Source organism: Nocardia sp. NPDC050712 (genome assembly GCF_040654295.1).
Classification (GTDB): Bacteria; Actinomycetota; Actinomycetes; order Mycobacteriales; family Mycobacteriaceae; genus Nocardia.
Window position 1 is genome coordinate 1117003 of sequence record NZ_JBFAHT010000001.1, and the last position, 25788, is coordinate 1142790.

Sequence of the window (25788 nt, forward strand, 5' to 3'; positions counted from 1 at the left end):
GTAGTGGACACCGCAGCACGCGATGAGGTGGATCGGCGCCGCGCATTCGTGGGACTGCTCGCGAATCCGGTACTGGATCGACGTCGACACTCGGAATTGTTCGCGCTGGTGCGCCATCCCCGGCACCGTTCCGAATTGATGAACTGGTTCAGTTCCCGTCTGGGGTACCGGCTCGTGGTCACCGACACCGCGGCGCGGTTGTTCCGCCTGCCGCTGGGGGATGTGGTGGTGGCTCCGCGCAGGGTCACGACTCCGCCGCGCCGAATGCTGGTGCTGGCGTTGCTGGCGGCCGCGGCGGCCGAGGACGCGGAGGACATCACCACGACGCAGGATCTGTCGGATCGGGTGCGAGTGCTGTCTGCTCGCGAGGACTGCGATGTCGCTGGCTATGACCCCGATCAATTCGCGGAACGGAAGCTGTTCGAGGCGGCGGTGGAGTTGCTGGTGTCGGCGGGGGTGCTGTGGCCGGTCGGCGCGGACCACGGTGATGGCTGGGCTCGCCGGGCCGACAAGATCGGCACCACCTATCAGGTGCAGCGGGAGATGTTGCTGCGCATGGTCGATCCGGCGTCGTTCACCGCAGCGCTCGGTGAGCGCGGTCCGGTGCTGACCGAGTCGGCCGAACGGTTCACAGTGATGCGGCGGCTGATCGAATTGCCGGTCTGCCTTTACACCGATTTGACCGAGGCCGAGCGGGCGTATTTGATACGGCAACGCAGCCGGGTCGTGGCCTGGTGCACCGAGATGACCGGATGGACGGTGGAACAGCGCGCGGAGGGGCTGGCCCTGATCGCGCATGACGAGGCCGATACCGACCTGCCGTTCCCGCGACTGCGTGCCGTCGATTTCGTCACCCTGATGATCTTGGACGATTTGTTCCGGCGACGCGCCGACGATGACGTGGTGACCGACGCTGATCTCGCCGCTGCGGTGCTGGAAGTCGCGGCCCGCTATCCCAAGTCGATCACCAACGAGATCGCGTCCGAAACCGCGCGCAGCGAACGAGCGATGGAGTTGCTGCGGGCTCTGGATCTGCTGCGTCCGGGCCTGCGGCCCGGATTGTGGCAACTCACGCCGATCGCCGCGCGCTACCGCGATCCCCGGGTCGTTTCCGTCACCGCTCGTCTGGAGGACACCGAATGACGTTGGTACCGGAGGCCGACATCGAACTCGAGGGCGCCTCTGCCGATCTGGGGGCGGAATGGCTGCGGTCCGCGACTTCGGGTGGCTTGCCGGCACCGGGCCGAACGCGCTGGCAACCACTGCGGGTGGGCATCGTCAATCTGTGGGAATACGACGACGCCGAATTCTGGTTCGCCGACGGCCGTTTGGTGTTGCGCGGCGGCAACGGCGCCGGAAAAACCAAGGTGCTCGAGCTGACGACTCTGATGCTGTTGCGCGGTGAAATCGCGCCTGCGGTGCTGGATCCGTTCGGTTCCCAGCATCGGACGATGCGTTTCAATCTGCTGCCGACCGGCGACGGTGACGACCCGCGCGAGCCCGCCGACGCAGGCCTGGGATATGCCTGGGTGGAGTTCGGGCGCCGCGACGCCGACGGTGCGGCGCACTATTTCGTCTGTGGCCTCGGCGCCTCGGCTCGGGCGGGCACCGGCTCCGGGGCGGTGAGCACCTGGCATTTCCACACCCAGCGCCGGCCCGGCCGCGATTTCCGTCTGCTTTCCGAGGGGCGGGCCATCGAGCAAAAAGATCTGAAGAAGATCGACGGAATCACGGTGCCGCCAAACGCCACGGCTTATCGGGCGCGTCTCGCCGATGAACTGTTCGACCTATCGGCGGAGTCTTACGACAACCTCACCGAATTGCTCAAGCAGCTACGCAAACCGAAACTGGGGGAGCGGCTCAACCCCGCCAGCTTGGCCGCTACGTTGCGAGATGCGTTGCCGCCGTTAGCGACCCATGAGGTCAATCAGCTTGCCGAGGGGTGGGAGCATCTCGAGCAGCTGCGGCTGTCCATGCAGCGCACCGAGGATGCCGCGCGCGCGATCGCCCTATTCGTCCGCACCGGCTGGCGGCCCTGGGCGCGGACCGTGCTGCGTGGGCGGGCCGATGAGATGGCGAGTGCAACAACCAGTCTGGACAAGACGACCGACGCCAAGAAGACCGCTGAGACGCGGTTGGAGCAGGCGCGGGCCGAGCTGGCCGATGCCCAAGCCAAGCTGTCCACGACGAAAACCGAACGCGCAGACAGTGACACCGCGCTGCGCGAGTTACTCGAATCGCAGTCCTACCGGGATGCGGTCGCCACAACTGGGCGGGTGGAGGGCTTGCGCCGTGAGCTCTCGAACCTCGACGACCAGCATCGGGCGGCGACGACGCGGGCCGAATCTGAGTATGCGGCAGAATCAACCGCGACCAAGAGAGTCGAGACCGCCCGCAAGGAGGCGACGAGTGCGGAGAATGCCGTCACCGACGCCGCCGCGACACTCACCGTCGATGCCGATGCCGCCGGGCTCGCCGATGCTGTCGCGCGTCATCTGCCGGATCGGGAGGTCGACGCGCTCAGCGGAGCCCTGCATGCACGGCAGGAACGGTACGCGCAACTACGCAAGCTCGATGCGGCACAGGCACATGCGGAGCGGCAGGTGGAGCGATCCGGACAGACGGTGCAGCAGGTGGCGGCCTCGGTCGAGCTGGCCCGCGCCGATGAGGCCGACGCGCTGGCGACGGTGCGGATCGCCGCCGATACCTTCGCTGAGCAGGTGCGGGCCTGGGCGGCCGAAGCGGAGGTGACGCTCTGCCCGGAGTCGTTGGTCGGCCAGTGGTGCGATCTGATTGCCGAGATGACCGTCATCGACGACGAAGGCACGGTGCCGCTGCCCGTTTCGGTGCTCGAGGCGATGCGCGCACACCTCCACGATGTCCGTACGAGCTGGTCGCAGCGTGCTGAAGAGCGCCGGATGGACCGTGCGCCACTAGCCACCCAGCGGGCTGCGACCGCCGAAAAACTGTCTGACGCGCGGCGGCAGACCGAGGCCGTGCCGCCCGCCCCGAACCTGTGGCAGCGACGCGCACGCCCGGATCTCGAGGAGCAGGAGGGCGCACCGCTGTGGCGGCTGGTCAATCCGGCGCCGGGAGTCGACGACGCCGCCCTCGCGTTGTTGGAAGCCGCGTTGGGCGGCTCGGGTTTGCTGGACGCCTGGGTACATCCGGACGGCAGCGTCGATTTCGATACGGCGGATGTGACGGTGCTGGCTGACAGCGAGGGCGGAGATGGTGCGGCGGTATCGAACCTGACCGCGGTGCTGGTGCCGGTGGCGGCGGGCGGGCTGCCGGCCGCTGTGGCCGATCAGGTGCTGGCCGGGATCGGCTGGTATGCGCACCGGCCGGACGAGGTGTCCGGGGATTGGCTTGCCGCAGACGGGAGTTGGCGCATCGGCGGGCTCACGGGCCGCGCCGGACCGACCGGACCGGCGGCCTTCGTCGGTGCTGCGGCGCGGGAAGCGGCGCGAGTTCGGCTCATTGCACAACTGGAAGGCGAACTCGAAGAGCTCGATCGTCGGCTGGCGCTCATCGATAACGAGCTCGCCGCCGCGGAGTCCGCACTTGCCCGGCTGAAGACCGAGGAACGAGCGCTGCCTGCGAAGGGCGAGCGCACGGTCGCCGATGCTGTGGTGCGGTGGGCCGAACGCGGACGGGCCGCTTGTACCCGGGCCGAGGAACTTGCGGTCGCCGAGCGTGCGCACGCGACTGATGTCACCCGCCGAGACGGGGCCCGCGCCGTATTCGCCGAATATGCGAGCACCCACCGGTTCCGGCTGACCGATCTGGACGCCCAACGCGACGCGCTCACTGAATTCCGCTCGGCCCTGGACAGATACGCGCACGCGCTGAACCGTTTGAGACTCGTCGAGGACAAGCTCGCCGACGCGGAGACCGTGCTCGCCGAACGCTCCGATGCCCGTGCCCTCGCCGAAGATGAGTTGGCCGCCGTCGCCGACCACCGACGCCAGGTCGGCATCCGGCTCGCCACCGCCGAGCAGGCACTCGGTGCGGGCCATCGCGAGCAACTCGACCGCAAGAGCACCCTCGAGGCACGGCTGACCGAGCTGTCCGACGACCTTGAGACCTATTCGGATCAGCTCACCCAGGCAGGAACCGCGGCGGCCCGGTCCGAGGAAGTGCTGCGCAACCACGAGGACAGTCGCGCCAAGGCCGAGAGCCAGCGCGACACAGCCATGACCGCGCTTTGGGAAGCTGTCGGCCAGGGGCTCGCCCAGCCGCTGGACATCCCGCCGCCCGAACGGAAAAACGTCCAGGCCGCAAGGGAATTCGCGGCGGCGGTGCGCCGGGCGATCTCGGTGAACGCCGAGGAGGCCGTCGAGGCCAGGGCTTGGCGGCACTGCCTGCAGAAGCTGGAGGAGCTGCGCCAAGCGCTGCTGCCGCAACAGGACGCGCGGGTACTCGACGAAGACGACACCTTGCCGCGCGTCGAAATCCACAGCGATTCCATGCACGGCTTCCAACTCCCGCCCGCGGCGGCCGACACTCTTGCCGAACGCGTCCAGGAGCAGCGCCGGGGGTACGACGCCGAACAACAACGGGTGCTGGCGACCCTATTGGGTTCCACCTTCATCGAGCATCTGAAGGATCGCCTCGATTACACGACTCGCACGTTCGCCAATATCAACACCCACCTCGCCGCGCACCCCACGAGACAGGGACATGCGGTGCGGGTGGTCTGTTCGCCGGATCCCGCCGATCCCGACGCGGGCGCCGTGATCGAAGCGCTCGGCCGCGGCTATCACGAACTGTCGGTGGAACGACAGGAACGCGTGCGTGAATTCCTGGCCCGCAAGATCGACGAAGCCCGCAGCGAGGCAAACGCCGACGGTGCCGCGGAGTGGAAGCAGCAGCTGACGAAGGCATTGGACTACCGCGGCTGGCTCAAAATCACCCTGCAGTATCGGCCTGGATCGACCAGCAAATGGATTGTGTTCGACGCGGCCAAGCACGGCGCGAAGTCCGGTGGTGAAAAAGTGGTTCTGCTGTCGCAGCCGCTGTTCGCCGCCGCCGTCGTCGCCTACGACGCCGCTGCCGCGCACGCACCTCGCTGGGTGTGGCTGGACGAGGCGATGACCGGGGTGGACGCGCAGGTGAAGGCGTCGTTCATGGGATTGACCGTCGACTTTGAACTTGACATCATGCTGACCGCGCACGACGAATGGTGCACCTACGACTCGGTGCCCGCGGTCGCGGTCTACGACTTGGCCCGCGAACGTCATCTGCCCGGTGTCGATGTACTGCCGTATCTGTGGTGTGGTGGCACGCTCACCAGCGTGGACGTCGACCGGCTTGGAGTCGCGCAGGCACCGCCGCCACTGGCTCAGGACGATCTGTTCACGATGGCGGAATGAGCGGCGAACTGCCCGCTGGCTTGCGGTCGTGGGCGGCGCTGCCTGGACCGGCGCAGGTGCTCGAGGCGATCCGCCGCCGGGCACGGCGTGGTGCGCAAGTGGAAACCGGGCCGCTGCGGATCGAGTTGACCGTCGAGGAGCGTCGCCAGGTTGCGCGGATGCTGGGTACCGAGTGGGAGGTTTCGGGGCGGGCGGTCGCGCTTCGATTGCTGGCATTCGGACTCGCCGAACACGGTTTTACCGTGCGGCAGTTCGTCGAAATGCTCGACGGCGCACCGTTGGTGGCGCGGCAGCACGTTCGTGCCGCCGAACGCCAAGTGGCGGACCGGGAACGCCGCCGAGTGCTTGAGATCCTGGACAGCGCTGGCGTCGGAGCCGAGGTCGGCCAGTCCTGGATCGACGGATCGGGTACACCGCGTCTGGGATCGGGCGACGCGGTTGCTCTCGCCGCCGAGATCGCTAGGGTATGGCCTGCGTTGCCGTGGGCCGGGACGCCGATGCGGCTCGCGCAGTTGGCCGCGACCACGACTCGCAACGCACATGGGCTCGACCCGGATACCGTACTGGGACGGGCGGTAGCGCGCCTGACCGCCGCCACCGCGGGCGTCGACCGGCCGGCACGACCCGGGCGCGCATGGCGGGCGGCCTGGGCCGCGGCGGGCGTGCGCTGTGACACTGTCTCTTCCCGCGTGCTGACTCTCAATGTGCCGCTGGATATCTCGGCTGGCTACCGGCGTGGGGCGCCGCTGTGGCTCACTTTGCGGGACTTCCTCGGTCCGTGGCGCTTCGAACCCACACCTACCCGGCTTTTCTTCTGCGAGAACCCCACCGTTGTCGAAGCGGCCGCGGACGAGCTGGGAGCGGCATGTCCGCCTATGGTGTGCACCGACGGGGTTCCGGCGCTCGCCGCGCTGGATCTCATCGCTGGTGCTGCCGATGCCGGGATCGAGATCCACGTCCGGGCCGACTTCGATCCGGCCGGTTTCGCCATTGTCGATTCGCTGCAAGCGGTCGCTCCGAACGCCGTCCGCTGGCGTTTCGACACCGACACCTACACAACATATTTCGGCCTTCCCGCGGCCCCAACCGCATTGCCGGATGAAGCCCGGAACAGCCACGGCCACGACTTGCACGAAGAAGCGATTCTCCCGTTGCTCCTCGCCGACCTACGCCGGGCGGCAAAGTAGTGACCAACGTGGGCGTCCCCTGCACCGTCCGCGACCCCCGCGGTCAAGAGATCGCCGCCGCCTGCGGTCAGCTCGCCGCAGAAGGATAGGTACCGTCGACGAGCGTTACAACCTCTGCTCGCAGGGGATCTCAGTCAGCTCCGGATCTGTTCTGATCCATCGCCACTGAGGTGTAGCACCGAGTATCAGCAGGACGGCGTCGTGGTAGTGAAATGGGTCCGACTGCAGCGCGCACAATCTTTCGAGATCGTCCTCTATTGCTTCGGCGGATTTCTTGATCTCCACTGCAAGTAGGTTCGACTCATTGGTATCCCGGACATGGATCACCAGGTCGGGTCTCTTTCCGATCCTGCCTTGACTGAGGATTACCTTCGGTTTTGTGCCTTGGCGGTTGTACTCCGAATCTACGTGCAGCTTGCTGTCCGGGCGTTCGATTGTGTTCGCGAGGAACAGACCGATCCGGAATCCGAGAGCTTGTTCGTGGACGTTGTGATCGATCAGTTCGCGCTCATTCCGATAGAGCGCCAGGGCCGCACGGTGAAGTAGTGCACGGACTTCCTCGTGTGTCGGGTAGCCATCCTGGATACGTTTCCTGTCACGAGACTCAATGGTTGATCGCGGTACTCCATCGGATAAGATCACGGGCTTCGAAGTTTCTGCCGCCAGGCGGCGAATCGGCGGCGCATAGCAGTGGCGACCTCTGATGGTATGCCGTACTCCGCGAAGGCGTCGTCGGTGATCTGGGTGAGTGCGCCAAGTGCGTCTGCGAAGAGGTGGTCGTCGAAACCGCTGTCGGCGTTCTTGGCCAAGTCGAGTAGTTGGTCGTGGTCGTATCGGCCGCTGGTGATCACGGCGTCGATGTCCAGGAAGTCACGGGGCAGCGCTCGCCCGAAAAGCGCACACATTTTGTTGGCGACGGCGTCATCGGGGTGAAGGACTGGCCCGACATCGAGCCAGACCGGAGGGTGTGCTCGCCAGTCGGCCGACATCTCGAGTTTGTCGGGTTCGTGGTGGGGCTCTGTCGTGGAAAGAACCAGCAGGCGCGCGAAGGTTTCGCTGGTCATTGCGGTGGTCACGGCGTATCCATGCTGCTCGAGAGCGGTGACGACGGCTTTGACAGCGCCGGGGAAGTCGGCTCTGCGGTGCCAATCTGTGAAAAGGTCGACGTCGCCGCTCGGCCGGTTGCCCATGCCGTGGGCTCGGATCGCGTAGCCGCCGGCCAGCGCGAACCCGTGCTCGCCCGCGACGGACAGAGCGATTTCCGTGAGTCGACGGTGGCGTGGTTCCACGCGATTACGCCGATGTCAGGCGGCTGAGTTCAGCAAGTTCAGGGAAGCGGCTTTCCCAGGCACGCTTGGTCGACACGGGAAGCCAGATGTATGACCAAAGTTGTTTGAGGACCGCTTGATTGAGATAGGCGTGGAGGTCGCTCGGACTCATGGCTTCGTTGATGACCGCGCGGTAGAGATCGACGATTCGACCCGGACGCTCCAGATCGTAGTCGGCATTACCGGACCAATCGAGGTGACTGGGAAGGTGCACGATCCCGCTGGTAGGCCCCTCAAGTAGCCGGAGATTTTCTGGGATCACGACAGGCTTGCTGTACTTCCTGTCCGGCATTGCCTGCTCCTCGTCTTATCTGTCGGCCGTCGTGCAAGCCTACCGCGCTCGAAGGCTGTTGAGCAGCGATCCTGCCGGTCAGGGCGTTTGTAAAACGGGGGCATGGGCGAGCCGCTGGCCAACTACAAGCGCGTGGTCGCCGCGGTCCGTCGCATCACCTCGCCCGCACCCGACGGCTTCGGCATCTCCCAGCGCAACGTCGTCGTCTCCACCGTCGGCCTGGCCCCCGCCATCCGCAAACTCGCCGACGAAGACCTCTCGGTAACCCTCGCGGTCTCCCTGCACACCCCCGACGACGAACTTCGCGACACCCTGGTCCCGGTCAACAACCGCTGGTCCGTCGCCGAAGTCCTCGACGCCGCACGCTATTACGCCGACAAGTCCGGCCGCTGCGTCTCGATCGAATACGCCCTCATCCGCGACGTCAACGACCAGCCCTGGCGCGCCGACATGCTCGGCAAGAAACTGCACAAGGCATTGGGTTCCCGAGTGCACGTCAACGTCATCCCCCTCAACCCCACCCCGGGCTCGAAGTGGGACGCCGCCCCCAAGCCCGTCGAACGTGAATTCGTCCGCCGCGTCAACGAACAGGGCGTGCCCTGCACGGTCCGCGACACGCGTGGTCAGGAGATCGCCGCCGCCTGTGGGCAGCTCGCCGCGGAAGGCTAGTCGCGCCGATCGGTTTCAGCTGCTCCGTTGCCAGGCTTCGAGCAGGTCGGCGGGGGTGAACACGGCGTCGAGATGGTCGGTGGTCACTCCTGATCGGGTGACGGCGATCAGTGGGACCGGTTCGTCGGTGACGCGGTGGCGGTGACGCTGTAGCGCGAGGAGGTCGTGGTTGTCGAACGGGGAGTTTTCCAGCCACTTGATCGAACCGAAGAAGGCCAGTTCGTGGGCGACGGGCTCGCGGTCGGCGCCGACGATGTCGATTTCGACGTCGTTGCTGCGGGTCCAGTAGCCGCCGATCGCGGGGACCGCGGGGATGCCGTGGGCCGGTAGCAGGCGGGCCAGCGATTCTCGGACCAGGGGCTCCACGGCCCGGCCGCGCCAGCTGGTCCAGCCGCGGTGGATCCGGGCGAGGGTGAGGTCGGAGCGCATCCGGTTCAGTTCGGCGAGGTTGGGCCCGAGGAATGTCAACCAGAAGCGCAGGTAGGGGTCGGTGATCCGGTATCGGCGTTCTTTGGACGGGGTCAAGCTGATCGGCAGTTCGGCCGCGACAATGCCCTTGTCGGTCAGCAGTTCCGTGGCGCGGGACAGGGTGGAGTGCGCGATTCCGCCGGCGGCGCGGGCGATGTTGGTGAAGGTACGTTCGCCGCTACCGATCGCCGCCAGGACCTGCCGAGCTTGGGCCTGGTCCGGAAATTCCGCGGCGAGCGACAGCTGTGCGGAAACGACCAGTGGACTCACCGGGTCCGCGAGTTCACGGGTGAGAAATGCCGACAGGTCATCGCCCGGGCGCCAGCGCGCGCAGATGATGGGCAGCCCGCCGGTCACCAGTGTCGCGTCGAAGGCCGCCGCTGGGTCCAGGCCGGTCATGGTCGCGACATCGGCCGGGTTGAGCGGTCCCAGGCGCATCTCGGTGCCGCGCTGGTGGAACGGCCGCCCGTAGGAGGTGAGCATGTGCATCATGGCGAGGTCGGAGCCGATGAGGATGAGCAGTACCGGTTTCCGGGAGAGCTCGCGATCCCAGGCGCGCTGCAATACGCTCTCGAACGCGCCGGCGGCGTCCATCAGGTAGGGCAGTTCATCGAGCACGACGACGCTCGGCCGATCGTCGGGCAGGATGCTCGCGAGCTGGCGGAACGCCGCGGTCCAATTGCCGGGCATGGCCTCGGCGAAGACCTCGGCATCGGGCAGCGTGGAGGCGCGCACGGCATCGGTGAATTCCATCAGGGGGTCGGTGCCGAAGCCGATCTCGCTGGTGTGGAAGACATTCGGTACTCGACCGCGATGCACGAACTCCTCGACCAGCGCGGACTTGCCGATCCGGCGTCGCCCGCGCAGGATCAGGCAACGTCCCGGCCGCGCTGTTCCGATTTCGGCCCGCACGCCGTCCAGCGCGACTTCGAGGGCGTTCAGTTCGCGCTGTCTGCCGATGAAATCGACCATGGCATGCCTCCACGCTCGCCGACTGAATACTTCCAGTTCAGATACTATCGCGACCGCTACTATTGCGAGGCGGTGAATGTGCTAAACGTTGCCATGACGACGTTAGCGCGACGGTGCCGCCCGAAATGCCGGGAATTCCGTCCTTAACGTCGGCATCGCAGCGTTAAGGACGGCTACGCCGCGCCGGGATCGTGTCGAACTCGCAATTCGGATGGCTCGATAGCACGGGTAACTGCCGGTATTCTCCGAGAAAAGTACGTCTCGGTCTGTTTTTAGCAGCGTTCATCGCGCAGAGGAGCACCGCATGACCTACCCCGGCTTCGATCCCGATCGCCCCGCTGACCAGCCGGGTGGGCAGTACGAGGCGTTTCCCGCGCAGGGCGGGGATCAGCCGCCGGCGGGGTATGGCGCCGAGCCGCTGCGGTTCTCGGCGAGCAACGCGGTGTCGTTCGGCTGGCAGCGGTTCAAGGGGAATCCGGTGCCGTGGGTCGGGGTGACGGCGCTGTACGGGATCTTGCTCGGTGTCGTCACCGGGGGAACCGGTGGTTTCGATACCGATGCCGATTCGGCCGGCGCGATGACGTTGGGCGCCGTGCTCACCTGGCTGCTGACCACGTTGTTCTGGAATGTGTTCACCCAGGCGGCGCTGGCGGAGGTGGCGGGGGAGCGGCCCAGGCTCAATCGGTTCACGACGCTGAAGAACTTCGGGCCGTTCCTGATCGCGTCGATCGTGCTCGGCGTGCTCGGGGTGATCGCGCAGCCGCTGGTCGGATCCGGGTCGGTGCTGCTGACGCTGCTCGGTGTGGTACTGGCGATCGCGTCGCTGGTGGTCGCGTTCCTGCTGCAGTGGAGCTACCTGTTCATCATCGATCGCGACCTGAGCGCGGTAGACGCGATGAAGGCGAGCATGGCGGTGATCCGCGCGAATCTGGGCCCGGTGCTGCTGCTGACGATCACGCTGGCCGCGCTCAATGTGATCGGCGCGCTGCTCTGCGGTCTCGGGTTGCTGATCACCATCCCGGTCGCGGTGATCGCCTCGGCGTGGGCCTATCGGGTGCTCACCGGCGACGGCACCTACCACCCGGTAAGCCCGGCTCACTAGGCTTTCCACGGTCGCGGCGGGCTGAAGGCCGGGCCGACGCTCGCGCCGACCGGGTAGCATCCGAGCAAACCGCCCGGAAGTTCGAAGAGTTGCACGGATCTCCGCCTGCGCTCGAGGGGGAAGGAGAAACACGTGCTGGAACCTGGTGATGTGTTCGCCGGTTACACCATCGAACGACTGCTCGGCCGGGGTGGCATGGGCTCGGTCTATCTGGCGCGGCACCCGCGCCTGCCCCGCCAGACGGCGCTGAAGCTGCTGAGCCGGGAACTGTACGAGGACGACGAGATTCGCGCCCGGTTCGAGCGCGAAGCGGATCTCGTTGCCCAGCTGGATCATCCGAACATCGTCACCGTGTTCGACCGGGGCGTCGAGGACGAGCAGCTGTGGATCTCCATGCAGTACATCGACGGACCGGACGCGTCCTCGGTGGATCCCCGAAAACTGCCGCCGCCGCGAGCCGCGCAGATCATCGCCGAAACCGCTGCGGCCCTGGACTACGCGCACCGGATGAACGTGCTGCACCGGGACGTGAAACCGGCGAACATCCTGCTGGCCAAGGGCTCCGGACGGGAACGGGTGCTGCTCACCGACTTCGGCATCGCCCGCCCGCGCGAAGACACCAGACAGCTCACCCAAACCGGAACCTTCACCGCCACACTGGCTTACGCCGCACCCGAGCAGCTGACGGGAGCCCAGCTGGACGACCGCACGGACCAGTACTCGCTGGCGTGCAGCCTGTACTGGCTGCTGAGCGGGTCGGTGCCGTTCGAGTCGCCGCACGCGGCCGCCGTCATCCAGGGGCATCTGCAGCAACCGCCGCCGCCGGTGAGTTCGCTGCGCCCGGATCTGCCGCAGGGCCTGGATCAGGTGCTGGGGCGCGCGCTGGCGAAACGGCCCGCCGATCGCTACGGCTCGTGCGTCGAATTCGCGGTCGCGGTGCAGCGTGTGCTGACCGGCGGGGGACACCGGCCGGCTACCGGCCCGACGCCGATGCCGATGCAGGTGGCCGCGCACACTCCGCATCCGATGCCGATCGCGCAGCCGATGACCGGGCAGCAGTCCCAGCCGCAGCCGATCCCGTACCAGCCGCCCCGGCCGCAGCCCACCGGATACGGCCAGCAGGGCTATTCGTCGGGCGGCGGTTACCCGCAGGGCGGCTACCGTCCGCAGCAGCAGCCCGCGGACATGGCCTCGAACATGAAGATCCTGCTGAGCATCCTCGGGGTGGTTGTCGTGCTGACGATCCTCGCCCTGATCTGGGCGATGGCCGCTTAGACCCCGCGGTTCTTGGCCGGACGGTTGGAGGCGGCGCGGCGGTCGGCGTCCTTGGCCTTCACCCGGTCGGCCTCTTCACGGACCGCCACGAAGTTGGCGCGCTCGCGGGTCAGCCACTCCGGCGGGTCGGCGAGCAGGGTGTCGATCTCGGCGGTGGTCAGCGCGTCGGCGACGTCGGCGCGCTGCAGGCCGCTGTTGGAGACGCCGAGCTTGCGGGCGGTGACGTCGCGCGGGAAGGGGCCGGTGCGGCGCAGTTCGGTCAGCCACTCGGGCGGATCGTTGCGCAGGGCGTCGAGCTGGGCGCGGGTGAACGAGGAGTTGCGGAACTCCTCGGGGGTCGCCGGAAGGTAGATGCCGAGCTTGCTCGCCGCCGTCAGCGGCTTCATCGTCTGCGAATTCTTCTCCTGGCTCACCGGGTCAGCATAGTCGGAGCTATCCGGGGTGGTTCGCAGGCGACCCGATGACCGTGCAATACGCTTGGCCGAATGGACCGGTTCTCCTCGATCGACGTCGTGCGCCTGCGGTGGTTTGTGGCGGTTGCCGAGGAACTGCATTTCGCCCGCGCGGCCAAGGCGCTGCACATCGCGCGGCAGCGCCTGAGTCAGACCGTGATCGAGCTGGAGGCTGAGCTGGACACGAAACTCTTCGTGCCCGGGGCCTCGCCCACCGAACTGACCGAGGACGGCCGGGAGTTGCTGCGCGCGGCCCGGGAACTGATCGTGCAGGCCGAAGCGGCCGCTCAGGAGCAGAGCTCCGACGGCCCGGCGGCGCTGCGGGTCGGCTTCGCGCCCGGCGTGACGGTGTCGAAGTGGACCCGGATCTGGGCCGATCGTTTTCCGGAGATCCGGCTAGAGGTGATCGCGCTCGCGGCCGCCGACCAGGAGGCGGCGCTGCGGGACGGCCGGGTCGACATGTGCTTCGTGCGGCTGCCGATCGACCGGGACGGGCTCAGCGCGATCCCGCTCTATCGCGAACTTCCGGTCGTCGTGGTGCCCAAGGACCATCCGATCTCGCTGTTCACCGAGGTGCGCCTGGCCGATCTCGCCGACGAGAAGATGCAGGACGCGAGCGATATCGACGAGGCGGCGGTGCTGTTCGAGATGGTCGCGGCGGGGGTCGGGCAGACCATCGTCCCGCATTCGATCGCGCGTCTGCACGCCCGCCGTGATCTGGTCTACCGGACGGTCACCGACGCCCCGGATACCGAAATCGTGCTGGCCTGGCCGACATCGAAATCCACCGACCACACCGAGGAGTTCGTCGGTGTCGTACGCGGTCGCTCCGAGCGCAGCTCGCGGTCGCCGTCGGGGCAGGGGCCCGCGCCGCGACAGGCGAGCGCCGCGAAGAAATCCGGCACCGCCAAGAAGCCCGCCGCGGCGCGCAAGCCCGGCTCCGGCGGGAAACCCGCGGCCGCCAAGAAGAAGCCGATGAAACGGCGCGGTCGGTAGCTTCCGATAAGGGGTAGTCACGCCGGGACGTCTGCCGGTGTGGCTGGTTATGCTGGACGCACTCGTGGAACGGGCAGGCCGCGAGAGATATTCGCGCACCCGGTGGGCGGACCGGCCATGGGTGGCGTGGTTGGGAGGGAGCTCCGATGGAGTCGACCATCTTCGATGGGACGGCACTGGACATCCGGGTGCTCGGGCCGGTGCGGCTGCTGTTCGGCGGTAGTGAGGTTCCGGTACCCGGGGTGAAGCTGCGCGCCCTGCTGGCGATCCTGGTCATCAACCGGCGCCGGGCGGTGCCGAAAACCGCGCTGGTCCAAGCGATCTGGGAGGACGAGCAGTCGGCGCGCTCGGTCGACGGGCTGTACGCCTACGTCTCGAATCTGCGCACGGTCCTGCGCGGGGCCGGGGTCGACGATCGCGCGGTGCTGCGCACGGTGCCCGCCGGCTACCTCCTGGAGATCCGCGACGAGGACTGCGATGTCGGCCGGTTCGAAAAGGCCCGCACGCAAGGGGGCATGGCCGCCGCGGCGAGCGATTCGGCCGCGGCGGCAAAGCATTTCGCCGTCGCGCTGGCGCAGTGGAGCGGTGAACCGGTGGCGGGCCTGCACGAACTGCGGTTCGCCGGCAATTTCGCCGCCGACATGGCCGAGCGCCGGCTCAACGCACTCGCCGACCGGCTGGAAGCCGATATCGGGTGCGGGCGCGCGGGCGCGGTACTCGGTGAACTCACCGCGCTGACGGCCGAGCATCCGGTGAACGAGCGGCTGTGGCGGCTGCTGATCACCGCCCTCTACCGATCCGGGCGGCAGGCCGACGCGCTCGCCGCCTGCCTGCGAATTCGTCGCAACCTCGCCGACGATCAAGGCATCGACCCGGATCCGCGCACCGTCGCGCTGGAGGAGGCGGTCCGCGGGCAGCGCCCGATGCACACCGACGGGCCACGGCCCGGGGCGACCACCCGGGAGGCGCCGCAGATCCGCCGCCGGGCCTGGCTGCGTGTCGGCGAGGCGGATCCGGTGGCGATCCCGCCCGCCGGCTTGCGCATCGGGCGCGCGCCGGACAACGACGTGATCCTCGACGACAACCGCGTGAGTCGCAAACACGCCCGCATTCTGCACCGCGAAGGCGGCGTGTTCGTGCGGGATCGCGACTCCGCCAACGGCGTTTACGTCAACGGCGCGCCGATCGGAGCCGACACGCCGTTGGCCGACGGCGATATCATCCGGGTCGGTTCCACCACCTTGCGCTTCGAGCTACACGCCGAACGCCCCGTCTCGCCCTGACTGAGACTGTCGCCTCACCCCGTTTCGTGGCGCCCCCGCCGGGTATCAGACCGACATCGGATGCCGGAGAGGGAGAGGGATGTCGATCATCGGGTCACGGATCGAACACTTTCCTTGGCAGGGTCAGCTAACGTCTGGCAATCTTCCCTCAAGCTTCTTTCGCGCGTTCCGCTCCAGCCCGGCGCCCTCGCCTTTCCGACTTCCGAATCAAGGGAGACCGATCATGAAGCGTTATTCCTCATTGCTGGCCACGTTCGGTCTATTAGCGGGGGGCACCATCGCCGTCCAGGTTCTCGGTGGTGGTGACGACGGTGCCCCGCTGCCCTTGATTCTGGAGACCTCGAGCAGTCGCGTCGAGTTGTCGCATACCGAGCAGGCCGAAAACCCGCTGCCCGACGCGTGGGGCCTGCTCTACCGCTAGCTAATACCCTTTCGGCAACGCCGCCATCATGTCCCGAGTCACCGCGACCGCGTTGTCCGAGCTGCCGCCCTGCACCAGCAGCGTCGCGAAGGCCACATCGCCGCGGTAGCCGACGAACCACGAGTGCGAACCGCCGCCCGCTTCGGCCTCCCCGGTCTTGCCGTACACCTCGCCCTGATCGGCGATCCGTTCCGCGGTGCCGCCCGTGACCACCTTGCGCATCATGGCCCGCAGGCCGTGCACCACCTTCGCCTCGATCGGCGGCGGCGGATCGACGATCGCGGTCTCCCGCCCGGCGATCAGATACGGCACCGGCACCGAGCCGCGCGCGACGGTCGCCGCCATCAGCGCCATTCCGAACGGGCTGACCAGCACCCGGCCCTGCCCGATGCCGTCCTCGGTGCGCTGCACCAAACCCTCGGCCGGCGGCACACTTCCGGTGATCGTCGGAATGCCGGGCACTGTGTAGTCCGGGCCCACGCCGAGTTTCGCGGCGGCGATGTGCAGCGCGTCGGCGGGCAGTGTGCTGGCCAGCTTCGCGAAGGCGGTATTGCAGGAGCGCTCGTAGGCGGCGCTCATCGGGGCGTCCCCGATGGTGAACAGGTTGTAGTTGGGAATCATGCGTTCGCCGATGGTGATTCGGCTCGGGCAGGGCAGCACCGTGTCGGGGGTGGCGGCGCCGGAGATCATGGCCGCGGCGGCGGTGACGGTCTTGAACACCGAGCCCGGGGGATAGGCGCCGATGGTCGCGACCGGCCCGTCCCGGTCGGCCGCCGGGTTCTGCGCGACCGCGAGAATCGCGCCGGTGGAAGGCCGCAGCACGACCATCATGGTCTGTTCGGTGCGCGCGTCCACCGCGCGCTGGGCCGCGATCTGCACATTGCGGTCGATGCTCAGCGCGAAGGACGGTGCGGGCTGGGCCCGAACCTCGGTGAGCACGTCGGTTTCCAGGCCGTTGGCGTTGCGGGTGACCACACTCCAGCCCGCCTTGCCGTCCACCTCGGCGATCACGGTCTTGCGGATCTGGCTCATCAGATCGGGGGCGAACCAGCGGTCGGTGGGCAGCAGATCCCACTGCTCGGTCACCCGGACGCCGGGCAGGCCGGTGAGATCCTCGCGCACGGTGTCGAATTCGTCCTCGCTCAGGTCGGCCACCGGGTAGGCGCCCTCGGTCTCGAGTGCCGCGTCCCGGATCGTCTCCGCGCTCAGCTTGGTGTCGAAGCGGCGCAGCGACGAGGACAGCACGATCGAGACCCAGCCCGGATCCGGCGCCTCGGCCGCGGTGAAGGTGACCCGGGAAACCTTGCCCGGCACCAGCACGTCCGCGCCGGACTGCTCGTTGACCCGGGCGCGCGGCGCGGGTGTGACGCGCAGCTGCATGGTCTGGGTATCGCCGAGTTTCGGATGGATGTCGGAGGCGGCCCAGCGCACCCGCCAGCGGCCCGCGGTGCGGCCCATGTGCAATTGCACCGTGTAGGCCCAGATCCGGTCCTTGGGCAGCCGCCAGCGGTAGGTGTAGTCGACGGTGCCGGCGTCACCGCTGATCCGGACCGCGCCGGTGTGCGCGGTGAGTTCTTCGGCCTGTAGCTGACTCCAGGCCGAATCCATTGCGGCGGCGGCCTTCTCGGGCTCGCTGGTGAGCTCGGCGGCGCGGGGCACATCGCGCTGAGTGAAGGCGGTGACGAAGGCGTCGGCGGCCGCGACCGGTCCCTGCGGGCCGGCCGAACAGCCGGTCGCCGCGAGGGCGAGCGCCACGATCGCGGGCAGGATGAGCACACGTGTCGATGACATCGGCACGAATGGTAGCCCAGCATCAGCAAACCGCGATGATGCACCGCTAAGGGTTGTATGTCAGTCGAGCAACACCGTGGCGAAGGTGGCGATCTGCCGGAAACCGATGCGGCCGTAGGCCCGCCGGGCGACGGTGTTGTAGTCGTTGACGTACAGGCTGGCGGTGCGGCCGGAGGCGACGACGGCGTTGGCGATGGTCGCGGTGCCCGCGGTGCCCAGGCCGTGCCCGCGCCGATCCGGCCGCACCCAGACACCCTGGATCTGGCCGGTGCGCCGGGACAGCGAACCCACCTCGGCCTTGAACACCACCTCGCCGTCCTCGAAACGCGCCCAGGCCCGGCCGGATTCGATCAGGCTCTGGATCCGGCGGCGGTAGCCGCGCCCGCCGTCCCCGGCCCGGGGGTCGACGCCGACCTCCTCGATGAACATCGCGATGGCCGCGTCGAGATACCGTTCCAGCTCGTCGGGCCGGGCCCGGCGGACCAGCGGGTCGGGGGTGGTGATCGGCGGCTGGCCGAGCGCCAGCAGCGGTTGCTCGCCGCGCAGTTCGCGCTCCGGGCCCCAGCGCACACTCAGCATTTCCCACAGCGGCAGCGCGAGTTCCCGGCGGCCGACCACCGAGGAGGCGACCCGTGGCCAGCGCGCGGCGCGATCGGCGAAGGCGCGCAGGGCCTCCGGACCGCCGCGTAGCGGCACCAGGTTGGCGCCGGAGAAGCACAGCGATTCCGACGGCGCCCCGCGACTCCACAGCTCACCCTGCCCCGCGCGGGCATCGAGACCGAATTCCTGGAGTCGTGCGGCAACCATGCACGAGGCCACCGGATCGGCGTCGAGCACGCGCAGGACCTGAGCCAGGTCACGGTTCGCAAGCTGACGCGCGGGAACGTATCTCGCCCGACGCGCCGGCTCCAGCAGACTCCGCACATCGACAGCCTGCCACGTGACCGGCCCATCTGGTACGGCTATGTAAAAACGTGACTTAGCTGATGGTCACAGTCGGCTCGCCGGAAGGCACATCGGTCATGGTCTCGGCCAAACGCATGGCCTCCTCGATGAGGGTTTCCACGATCATGGCCTCCGGGACCGTCTTGATGACCTCGCCCTTGACGAAGATCTGACCCTTGCCGTTGCCCGAGGCCACGCCCAGATCGGCTTCGCGCGCCTCACCAGGACCATTGACCACGCAGCCCATGACCGCGACCCGCAACGGCACTTCCATGCCTTCCAGACCGGCGGTGACCTCGTTGGCCAGGGTGTAGACATCGACCTGGGCGCGCCCGCACGAGGGGCAGGAGACGATCTCGAGTTTGCGGGGCCGCAGGTTCAGCGACTGCAGGATCTGCCCGCCGACCTTGACCTCCTCGGCGGGGGGCGCCGAGAGCGAGACCCGGATGGTGTCGCCGATGCCCTCGCTGAGCAGGGCGCCGAAGGCGACGGCGGACTTGATGGTGCCCTGGAAGGCGGGGCCGGCCTCGGTCACGCCCAGGTGCAGCGGGTAGTCGCAGGCCGCGGCGAGCTGGCGGTAGGCCTCGACCATGATGACGGGGTCGTTGTGCTTGACCGAGATCTTGATGTCGCCGAAGCCGTGATCCTCGAACAGCGAGGCTTCCCACAGCGCGGACTCGACCAGCGCCTCGGGGGTCGCCTTGCCGTACTTCTCCATCATGCGCTTGTCGAGGGAGCCGGCGTTGACGCCGATGCGGATCGGGATGCCGGCGGCACCGGCCGCCGCGGCGACCTCTTTGACGCGGCCGTCGAATTCCTTGATGTTGCCCGGATTCACCCGCACCGCAGCGCATCCCGCGTCGATCGCGGCGAAGATGTACTTCGGCTGGAAGTGGATGTCGGCGATCACAGGGAGCTGGGACTTGCGGGCGATGGTGGCCAGCGCGTCGGCGTCTTCCTGACGCGGGCAGGCCACGCGCACGATGTCGCAGCCGGAGGCGGTGAGCTCGGCGATCTGCTGCAGAGTGGCGTTGATGTCGTGGGTCTTCGTGGTGGTCATCGACTGCACCGAGATCGGGCTGTCGCTACCGACACCGACGTTGCCGACCATCAACTGGCGAGTCTTGCGTCGGGGCGCGAGAACGGCGACCGGTGCGGCCGGCATGCCCAATCCGATTGTGGAGGTCACTTTCGGCTGCCTACTTTCCTGCGTTGACGTGCGGGCCGTTCGCCTCCCGAGCTTAGTCCGGCAGGCGTGGAGGAACTGTGTGACGACGGTGACATGGTGGTGCGGACCCCGGGCGAGGGTACCGGGTCAGGGGAAGAGCTTCACCGGATTCACGATGTCCGCGGTCAGCGTGAGCAGCATGTACGCGCCGCCGATGACCACCGCGACATAGGTCAGCGGTAGCAGTTTGAGGTAGTCCACCGGGCCGCCCGGAGCCAGCCCCCGCCACCCGCGGAAGGTGTTGCGGATCTTCTCGTAGAGCACCACCGCGATGTGGCCGCCGTCCAGTGGCAGCAACGGCAGGATGTTGAACGCGCCCAGGAAGAAGTTCAGGCTGGCCAGCATCAGGATGAAGACGCTCCACAGGCCGCGTTCGGCGGTCTCGCCGCCGATCCGGCTGGCGCCGTAGACGCTGACCGGGGCCTCCGGATCGCGCTCACCGCCGGAGACGGCGGTGATCAGGGCCGACACCTTCTGCGGCATCTGCGCCAGGGACTGGAAGGTGCGCACGAACATGTCGCCGGTGAAGGAGACCGAGGCCGGAATCGCACCCAGCGCGCTGTACTGCTCGGGCTCGTAGAAGTCCGGGCCGACGCCGACGGCGCCGACTTCCTTGCCCGGCTCGCCTTCCTTGGCGTAGCGCAGGGTGCGCTGCGGGGTGACCGGAACCGTCAGGGTCTGGCCGTCCCGATCGACGGTGTAGGTGAAGGGACCGGTCTGCTTCTGGGTCTCCGCCTGGAACTGCTTCCAGGTCGTCACCGGCACGTCGTTGACCTTCTCGACCACGTCCCCGCGTCGCAGGCCGGCCGACTGGGCGGGACCCGCGCCGGTGCACGGCTGCAGGGTGAGGTCCGGATTCATGGTCGCGACGCAGCTCATGTTGCCGAGCGCGGTCTCCGGCGGCTGATCGAAACGGGGTAGGCCCCAGCCGATCGCGAGCACCACGATCAGCAGGAAGCCGAGCAGGAAGTTCATCGCGATACCGCCGGACATCACCAGCAGGCGCTTCCAGGTGGCCTGCCGGTACATGGCGCGGTCGAGATCCTCGGGGGCGACCTCGTCCAGCGCCGTCATGCCCGCGATATCGCAGAAACCGCCGAGCGGCAGCGCTTTCAAGCCGTATTCGGTCTCACCGCGCTGGAAGGAGAACACCTTCGGGCCGAAGCCGACGAAGTAGCGGCGGACCTTCATGCCGGTGGCCTGGGCGGCCCACATGTGCCCGCACTCGTGCAGCGCGACCGAAATCGTGATGCCGAGGGCGAACAGCGCGAACCCCAACGCGAACACCATGTGTTTGACAGCCCTCCTGCGTGACGCAGACCTCGATGACATACGGCCCAGGAAGCCGGACCACGCCCGACCACACTAACCGCAGCCGGATAAACCCTCACCGGACAGTGTGCCAGGCTCCGTTGCGGGCGCGCGTCCGGAGCAGGTAGTGGCAGGGATTACCCCGCGCTGACAAGTGCCGTTGCGTAATCGCGGGCCCAGGTGTCGGCGGCCAGCACCTCGGCCAGATCCTCCGGTTCGGCCCGCCATTGATCGGCCGCCTCGACCGCCCGCGCGACGGTGCGCACGATGCCGGGGAAACGCAGGTGGCCGTCGAGGAAGGCCTGCACCGCGATCTCGTTGGCCGCGTTGTAGACCGCGGTGACGCTGCCGCCCGCTTCGCCGGCCTGCCGGGCCAACTGCACCGCCGGGAACACGGCGTCGTCGACCGGTTCGAAGGTCCAGGTGGACGCGGTGCCGAAATCGCAGGCCGCGGCCGCGCCCGGCACCCGGTCCGGCCAGCCGAGGGCCAGCGCGATGGGCAGCTTCATGTCCGGCGGGCTGGCCTGGGCCAGCGTGGAGCCGTCGGTGAAGGTGACCATCGAGTGCACGATCGACTGCGGGTGCACGGTGACATCGATGCGGTCGTACGGAATGCCGAACAGCAGATGGGTTTCGATCAGTTCCAGGCCCTTGTTGACCAGCGACGCCGAGTTCAGCGTGTTCATCAAGCCCATCGACCAGGTCGGATGTGCCTTGGCCTCGGCCGGATTCACCGATTCCAGCATCTCGGCGCTCCAGCCGCGGAACGGGCCGCCGGAGGCGGTCAGCACCAGCCGGTCCACCTCTTCGGCGCGGCCGCCGCGCAGGCACTGGGCCAGCGCCGAATGCTCGGAATCCACGGGGACGATCTGGCCGGGGGCGGCGGCGCGAGTCACCAGGGATCCGCCCGCGACGAGCGATTCCTTGTTCGCCAGCGCGAGGCGGGTGCCCGATTCCAGGGTGGCCAGCGTGGGTTCCAGGCCCAGCGAACCGACCAGCGCGTTGAGCACCACATCGGCTTCGGTGCGGCGGACCAGGTCGGTGACCGCGCCCGCGCCACCGAGTTCGAGATCGAGTTCGCGGGCCGCGGCGGGGTCCGCGACCGCGACATTGCGGGTGCCCGTGGCCGCCATCTGCTGCGCTAGCAGCGCCGTGTTCCCGCCGCGCGCGGCCAAGCCGACCACCTCGAACTTGTCCGGGTTGGCGGCGATCACCTCGAGGGCTTGGGTACCAATGGATCCGGTGCTGCCGAGCAGCAGGACTCTCACGATGTCGGACACGAACCTCATTGTGGCTTACTCGAGACCGACGCCACTGGCCCGGCCGACTTCCAACGACACACCGTCGTATGTCACGATATCCGGCAACAGTCCCGTACCCCGCGAGGTACCGAACCAGCCGAGGAGCGATCGTGGCCGCCACGGAACTCGAAACCACCAAGACCGAGCGCCGCATCGCCACCCACGTGGACACCGCCGAGGTGCCCTCGGCGGCCTGGGGTTGGAGTGGCGAGTCGCCCCGCACCTTCCGCATCGCGGGTGTGGTCGTCGCGCTGGCGCTGCTCGGCATGCTGTTCGAGGGCCCGCAGGGCAGCTCGTCCGGCTCGGGCAATGTCGGCTACGTCTTCCTGGTCCTGTTCGCCGCGGGGCTGGCCGCGATCCTCATCCGCGACGCGCTGACCCGGAACAAGCCGCGGTAGCTTCCCGCCACTTCGTTTTCCGACTTCGCCGCCCGGCCATCGCGCCTGGGCGGCGAATCTCGTTTATTCGGCGGGATCGCGGCGCAGGCTCGCCGCCAAGTGGTGCTGGAACGGCTCGCCGACCGCCGCCATCCGCAGTGTGTAATCGATGGTGTCACCGTGCACCTGGAATGAACGGCCCAGTGCCGTAACAACTTTCGCGGTGCTGGAGCGCCCGATCGAGGTGGAGTCCAACTCCATTCGCAACTCGCCGTCGCTGACGGTGAGCCCGCCTTCGCAGATCTCGGTGATACCGGTGGGATGCGCCAGAATCAGTTCCAGCTGCCCCGGCCGCGGGCACCGCAGATACCCGGTCTCGGCATGCATCGGCCGACTCCCGTCCGCCGCCCGCGTGCGCTGCCGATAGGTCAGAAACGGCCGCCCCAAATGCCCGAAACTGATCTCCTCCACATACTCGAACGACGGAATCGTCGGATACTCCCCCCGCCCCGCCCCCCGCCAAGTACCCAGCAGCGGTGCGAGCAGCGCGATATCGGGATGCAGTGCGACAGAAGGCTGAGGTTCGACCACGGCCGACAGCATAGGCCCGCCCAGCCGGGGCCCGGAGTCCGCCCGCCTAACGCTCGTCGCCGAGCGATCCTGCCCACCGCTGTGACCAGGCCCAAACCGACTCCAGCGCACCACTTAGCTCGCGCCCCGCCGCCGTCAGTTCATAGGACTTGTCGGGGTTCTTCTCGATCAACCCGTCGGCCTGCAACTGATGCAACCGGGTGGACAACATGCTCGACGAGCACTGCCCCATCCGCCGCCGCAGCTCGAGGAACCCCAGGCGCCCGGGTTCCAACTCCCACAGCACCCGCAGATTCCAGCGCTGCCCGATCAGCTCCATCGCGGCCAGCATCGGCGCATAGGCCGGATCGTGCTGCCCCCGAGGTGGTTTGGCTCCGCTTGCGCTTCTCATTTCGAATCACGATAGTGGTTCTAAATTAGAAGCATCGGGTCGGGGCGAATGGAGCAGGGGAAGCAATGGAGTCAGCGCAGCGAATCGTCCTGATCACCGGGTCCGCACGGGGCATCGGCGCGGAAACGGCCCGGGTCCTGGCCGCGCGCGGTGATCACGTGATCGTCAACTACCGGGAGAAGCGCAAGCGGGCGGTGGCGCTTGCCGAGGAGATCGCCGACGCCGGCGGCAGCGCGTCGACGGCCGGCGCCGATATTTCCGATGCCGCGTCCGCACACGCGCTGATCGAGGGCATCGCAACGGAATTCGGCCGGCTGGATGTCCTGGTCTTGAACGCGTCCGGGGGCTTGGAGCGCGGGGCCGGTCCGGACTACGCGCTTGCCCTGAACCGGGACGCGCAGGTCCGGCTCGTCCGTCTCGCCCTGCCGCAGATGTCTGCCGGGGGTCGGATCGTGTTCGTGACGAGCCATCAGGCGCACTTCCACGGCCGCAAGCCGGTTCCGGCCGACTATCTTCCGATCGCCGCCAGTAAGCGGGCGGGCGAGGACGCGCTACGGGCGATGATTCCGGAACTCGCCGAGCACGGTATCGACCTGGTGGTGGTCTCGGGCGACATGATCGACGGGACCACCATCGTGCTGCTGCTGGAGCGGCGCGATCCCGAGGCGGTGGCGGCGCGCAAGGAGCACGGCGAGTTGCCCACGATCAGGGAGTTCGCGACGGCGGTGGCCCAAGCTACCGGGGAGACAGTGGAATCCGGGCACACGGTCTACGTCGGGGGCGTGGACTATCTTGATGCTGAGGGGTTGCCGGTGGGGGCGGGTGGTTCGTAAAACCCCCGGTACCCGGGTGTTTCGGCGATCTTCGTGTGGTGTGCGGACAATGGGGGGACTATGGGGTTGTCCGCTTCCGTTAGCGGGGTCGGTCGGGGAAGGTCTAGGCAGAGCTGGGTGGTCGGTGGGAGGCCGATGCGATGACGGATGCGAGTGACAACTGGATGGTGCCCGGGAAAGAGCTGCTGCTGGCGGCTTGCCGCGGGTTGCCGCACGATGATCATCCGATGTTGGACGCGGCGGGTGAACTCACCCAGCTGCATGTCATCCGGGAGCGGACGCCGGTCTGCGAGATGGCGAAAATCGACCGGCGGCGGTTGCAGTTGGTGCGGGCGATCGACCGCTGGGTGACGCTGGTGACGCCGGTGCCGCTGGACACCGATTACATCCACTGCGAATCGGTGGGGCAGGTGGTGGATCGGCTGGCCGAATTGGCCTCCCAGGCCATTCCGCTGGCGCACGCGCCGGATCCGGTGTTCTACGACACCTGGCTACGGGTCGGCGAAACCGCGGACACCTACCAGGATTTGGTGGACGGGCTCTGTGCCGGCACCCGGCGCCCGCCGGAGCGCGGCTACTGGTTACCGCCGGATCATTTCGAGCGCCCTGCAAGCAGTCGCTAGCTGATCATTTCGAGCGCCCTGCAAGCAGTCGCTAGCGGCGCCCGAACAGGCGCCGCCCGCGCCGGCGCGGCAGGGTGGCGTACACCATCGTCATATCGGCGAACACCTCCGCTTCCCGCTCGTTGTCGGCGCCGAATTCGTTGCGGCCCAGCGCATGCTGCACCGACAACGACGGTAAGAGCGCGGCGAGTTTGGGCGGCAGCGGTGTCGCGGGCTCGGCGTCACTCTTGCCGTGCCCGAGCAGCATGTGCCCGATCTCGTGCAGGATGATGTGGTCGGCATTGCGTTCGGTGGCCGCGGCGTCGAAGACGATGATGTCGTCGTGTTTGCGGGCCAACCACAAACCCTTTCCCCGGCAGCCTTTTTCGGCCAGCATCTCGGCCGGGACCGACCGCAGCGAAATGGAGCGGCCGCGGTAGGCGGCGACATCGGCGAGGTACGCGTTGAGGTTCCACGGATTCGGTAGTGGCACTGTCCGGGTCGCGTCACCGAAGCGGGCTTCCATGCTGGTCATCGGGGCACACATTACCCACCCGTAGCCCCGGCGTCACGTCCGTGACCGATCCGTCCGCGGCGG

24 protein-coding genes and 1 pseudogene are annotated in these 25788 nt (G+C 67.8%); 12 read left to right on the forward strand and 13 right to left on the reverse strand.

The genetic code is table 11. The features are described 5' to 3' along the window. The first annotated feature begins 3 nt into the window (after positions 1–3). Genes AB0H76_RS05380 through AB0H76_RS05390 form a run of 3 tightly spaced genes read left to right on the forward strand, consistent with a single transcriptional unit; the run spans position 4 to position 6562 of the window. Positions 4–1143 carry a DUF2398 family protein gene (locus tag AB0H76_RS05380; protein WP_357317691.1) on the forward strand — a complete coding sequence of 380 codons (1140 nt, stop codon included), beginning with the start codon at positions 4–6 and terminating at the stop codon, positions 1141–1143. Then, positions 1140–5375, forward strand: coding sequence for a TIGR02680 family protein (locus AB0H76_RS05385; protein ID WP_357317694.1), 4236 nt, complete (start codon positions 1140–1142; stop codon positions 5373–5375). Before AB0H76_RS05380 ends, AB0H76_RS05385 begins: the two co-directional genes overlap by 4 nt. Then, positions 5372–6562, forward strand: coding sequence for a TIGR02679 domain-containing protein (locus AB0H76_RS05390; protein ID WP_357317696.1), 1191 nt, complete (start codon positions 5372–5374; stop codon positions 6560–6562). Before AB0H76_RS05385 ends, AB0H76_RS05390 begins: the two co-directional genes overlap by 4 nt. Positions 6563–6667: 105 nt before the next feature. On the opposite strand, the gene AB0H76_RS05395 is transcribed toward AB0H76_RS05390, so the two are convergent. Genes AB0H76_RS05395 through AB0H76_RS05405 form a run of 3 tightly spaced genes read right to left on the reverse strand, consistent with a single transcriptional unit; the run spans position 6668 to position 8182 of the window. Next, positions 6668–7204 (reverse strand): hypothetical protein, encoded by a 537-nt coding sequence (locus AB0H76_RS05395; protein ID WP_357317699.1) that lies wholly within the window; start codon positions 7202–7204, stop codon positions 6668–6670. Further along, positions 7201–7851: a nucleotidyl transferase AbiEii/AbiGii toxin family protein gene (locus AB0H76_RS05400; protein WP_357317701.1), complete on the reverse strand. Its 651-nt coding sequence runs from the start codon at positions 7849–7851 to the stop codon at positions 7201–7203. The genes AB0H76_RS05395 and AB0H76_RS05400 overlap by 4 nt, the downstream gene beginning before the upstream one ends. Before the next feature lie 4 nt (positions 7852–7855). Next, positions 7856–8182 carry a hypothetical protein gene (locus tag AB0H76_RS05405; RefSeq protein WP_357317703.1) on the reverse strand — a complete coding sequence of 109 codons (327 nt, stop codon included), beginning with the start codon at positions 8180–8182 and terminating at the stop codon, positions 7856–7858. A gap of 99 nt (positions 8183–8281) precedes the next feature. On the opposite strand from AB0H76_RS05405, the pseudogene AB0H76_RS05410 reads away from it, so the two are divergent. Beyond that, positions 8282–8851 (forward strand): annotated as a pseudogene (locus tag AB0H76_RS05410) (radical SAM protein); the annotation flags it as partial. Positions 8852–8866: 15 nt separating this feature from the next. Here AB0H76_RS05410 and AB0H76_RS05415 read toward each other — a convergent pair. Next, positions 8867–10291: an ATP-binding protein gene (locus tag AB0H76_RS05415; RefSeq protein ID WP_357317705.1), complete on the reverse strand. Its 1425-nt coding sequence runs from the start codon at positions 10289–10291 to the stop codon at positions 8867–8869. Positions 10292–10595: 304 nt separating this feature from the next. Between AB0H76_RS05415 and AB0H76_RS05420 the strand changes: the two genes are divergently transcribed. Together AB0H76_RS05420 and AB0H76_RS05425 are read left to right on the forward strand one after the other, a co-directional pair. Next, on the forward strand, positions 10596–11393 hold the full coding sequence (locus tag AB0H76_RS05420) for a hypothetical protein (protein WP_357317708.1): 798 nt from the start codon (positions 10596–10598) through the stop codon (positions 11391–11393). A gap of 132 nt (positions 11394–11525) precedes the next feature. Next, complete coding sequence (locus AB0H76_RS05425) at positions 11526–12668, forward strand: serine/threonine-protein kinase (protein ID WP_357317710.1); 1143 nt, start codon at positions 11526–11528, stop codon at positions 12666–12668. On the opposite strand, the gene AB0H76_RS05430 is transcribed toward AB0H76_RS05425, so the two are convergent. After that, positions 12665–13081, reverse strand: a complete 417-nt coding sequence (locus AB0H76_RS05430) for a DUF5997 family protein (RefSeq protein WP_357317712.1) — start codon at positions 13079–13081, stop codon at positions 12665–12667. The two genes, AB0H76_RS05425 and AB0H76_RS05430, sit on opposite strands and share 4 nt — an antisense overlap. 72 nt (positions 13082–13153) lie before the next feature. Between AB0H76_RS05430 and AB0H76_RS05435 the strand changes: the two genes are divergently transcribed. The 3 genes from AB0H76_RS05435 to AB0H76_RS05445 all read left to right on the forward strand — a co-directional run bounded on the left by AB0H76_RS05435 (position 13154) and on the right by AB0H76_RS05445 (position 15820). Then, positions 13154–14116 carry a LysR substrate-binding domain-containing protein gene (locus AB0H76_RS05435; RefSeq protein WP_357317715.1) on the forward strand — a complete coding sequence of 321 codons (963 nt, stop codon included), beginning with the start codon at positions 13154–13156 and terminating at the stop codon, positions 14114–14116. 146 nt (positions 14117–14262) lie between these two features. Beyond that, a complete protein-coding gene (locus AB0H76_RS05440) occupies positions 14263–15399 on the forward strand; it encodes a BTAD domain-containing putative transcriptional regulator (protein WP_357317717.1) in 1137 nt (378 codons plus the stop codon). 223 nt (positions 15400–15622) lie between these two features. Then, positions 15623–15820: a hypothetical protein gene (locus AB0H76_RS05445; RefSeq protein WP_357317719.1), complete on the forward strand. Its 198-nt coding sequence runs from the start codon at positions 15623–15625 to the stop codon at positions 15818–15820. On the opposite strand, the gene AB0H76_RS05450 is transcribed toward AB0H76_RS05445, so the two are convergent. The 5 genes from AB0H76_RS05450 to dxr all read right to left on the reverse strand — a co-directional run bounded on the left by AB0H76_RS05450 (position 15821) and on the right by dxr (position 22375). Then, the gene (locus AB0H76_RS05450; RefSeq protein ID WP_357317721.1) at positions 15821–17611 is read right to left on the reverse strand and encodes a penicillin-binding transpeptidase domain-containing protein; all 1791 of its coding nucleotides are present in this window, start codon (positions 17609–17611) and stop codon (positions 15821–15823) included. It lies immediately after the preceding gene. Between the two features lie 60 nt (positions 17612–17671). Next, positions 17672–18535 (reverse strand): GNAT family N-acetyltransferase, encoded by an 864-nt coding sequence (locus AB0H76_RS05455; RefSeq protein WP_357317723.1) that lies wholly within the window; start codon positions 18533–18535, stop codon positions 17672–17674. A 55-nt stretch (positions 18536–18590) separates the two neighbouring features. After that, on the reverse strand, positions 18591–19745 hold the full coding sequence (gene ispG, locus AB0H76_RS05460) for a flavodoxin-dependent (E)-4-hydroxy-3-methylbut-2-enyl-diphosphate synthase (RefSeq protein WP_357317725.1): 1155 nt from the start codon (positions 19743–19745) through the stop codon (positions 18591–18593). Positions 19746–19871: 126 nt separating this feature from the next. After that, positions 19872–21074 carry a M50 family metallopeptidase gene (locus AB0H76_RS05465; protein WP_357317728.1) on the reverse strand — a complete coding sequence of 401 codons (1203 nt, stop codon included), beginning with the start codon at positions 21072–21074 and terminating at the stop codon, positions 19872–19874. 158 nt (positions 21075–21232) lie between these two features. Beyond that, on the reverse strand, positions 21233–22375 hold the full coding sequence (dxr, locus tag AB0H76_RS05470) for a 1-deoxy-D-xylulose-5-phosphate reductoisomerase (RefSeq protein WP_357317730.1): 1143 nt from the start codon (positions 22373–22375) through the stop codon (positions 21233–21235). 131 nt (positions 22376–22506) lie between these two features. On the opposite strand from dxr, the gene AB0H76_RS05475 reads away from it, so the two are divergent. Then, a complete protein-coding gene (locus tag AB0H76_RS05475; protein ID WP_357317733.1) occupies positions 22507–22794 on the forward strand; it encodes a DUF2631 domain-containing protein in 288 nt (95 codons plus the stop codon). 63 nt (positions 22795–22857) lie between these two features. Here AB0H76_RS05475 and AB0H76_RS05480 read toward each other — a convergent pair whose 3' ends face one another. Both AB0H76_RS05480 and AB0H76_RS05485 read right to left on the reverse strand, forming a co-directional pair. Beyond that, positions 22858–23376 carry a peroxynitrite isomerase gene (locus AB0H76_RS05480; RefSeq protein WP_357317735.1) on the reverse strand — a complete coding sequence of 173 codons (519 nt, stop codon included), beginning with the start codon at positions 23374–23376 and terminating at the stop codon, positions 22858–22860. A 34-nt stretch (positions 23377–23410) separates the two neighbouring features. Continuing rightward, the gene (locus tag AB0H76_RS05485) at positions 23411–23755 is read right to left on the reverse strand and encodes a helix-turn-helix domain-containing protein (RefSeq protein ID WP_357317738.1); all 345 of its coding nucleotides are present in this window, start codon (positions 23753–23755) and stop codon (positions 23411–23413) included. Positions 23756–23820: 65 nt separating this feature from the next. On the opposite strand from AB0H76_RS05485, the gene AB0H76_RS05490 reads away from it, so the two are divergent. Further along, positions 23821–24588, forward strand: coding sequence for an SDR family oxidoreductase (locus AB0H76_RS05490; protein ID WP_357317741.1), 768 nt, complete (start codon positions 23821–23823; stop codon positions 24586–24588). A gap of 140 nt (positions 24589–24728) precedes the next feature. Continuing rightward, positions 24729–25211, forward strand: coding sequence for a hypothetical protein (locus tag AB0H76_RS05495; protein ID WP_357317743.1), 483 nt, complete (start codon positions 24729–24731; stop codon positions 25209–25211). A gap of 31 nt (positions 25212–25242) precedes the next feature. On the opposite strand, the gene AB0H76_RS05500 is transcribed toward AB0H76_RS05495, so the two are convergent. Next, on the reverse strand, positions 25243–25725 hold the full coding sequence (locus tag AB0H76_RS05500) for a hypothetical protein (RefSeq protein WP_357317746.1): 483 nt from the start codon (positions 25723–25725) through the stop codon (positions 25243–25245). Positions 25726–25788 lie beyond the last annotated feature (63 nt).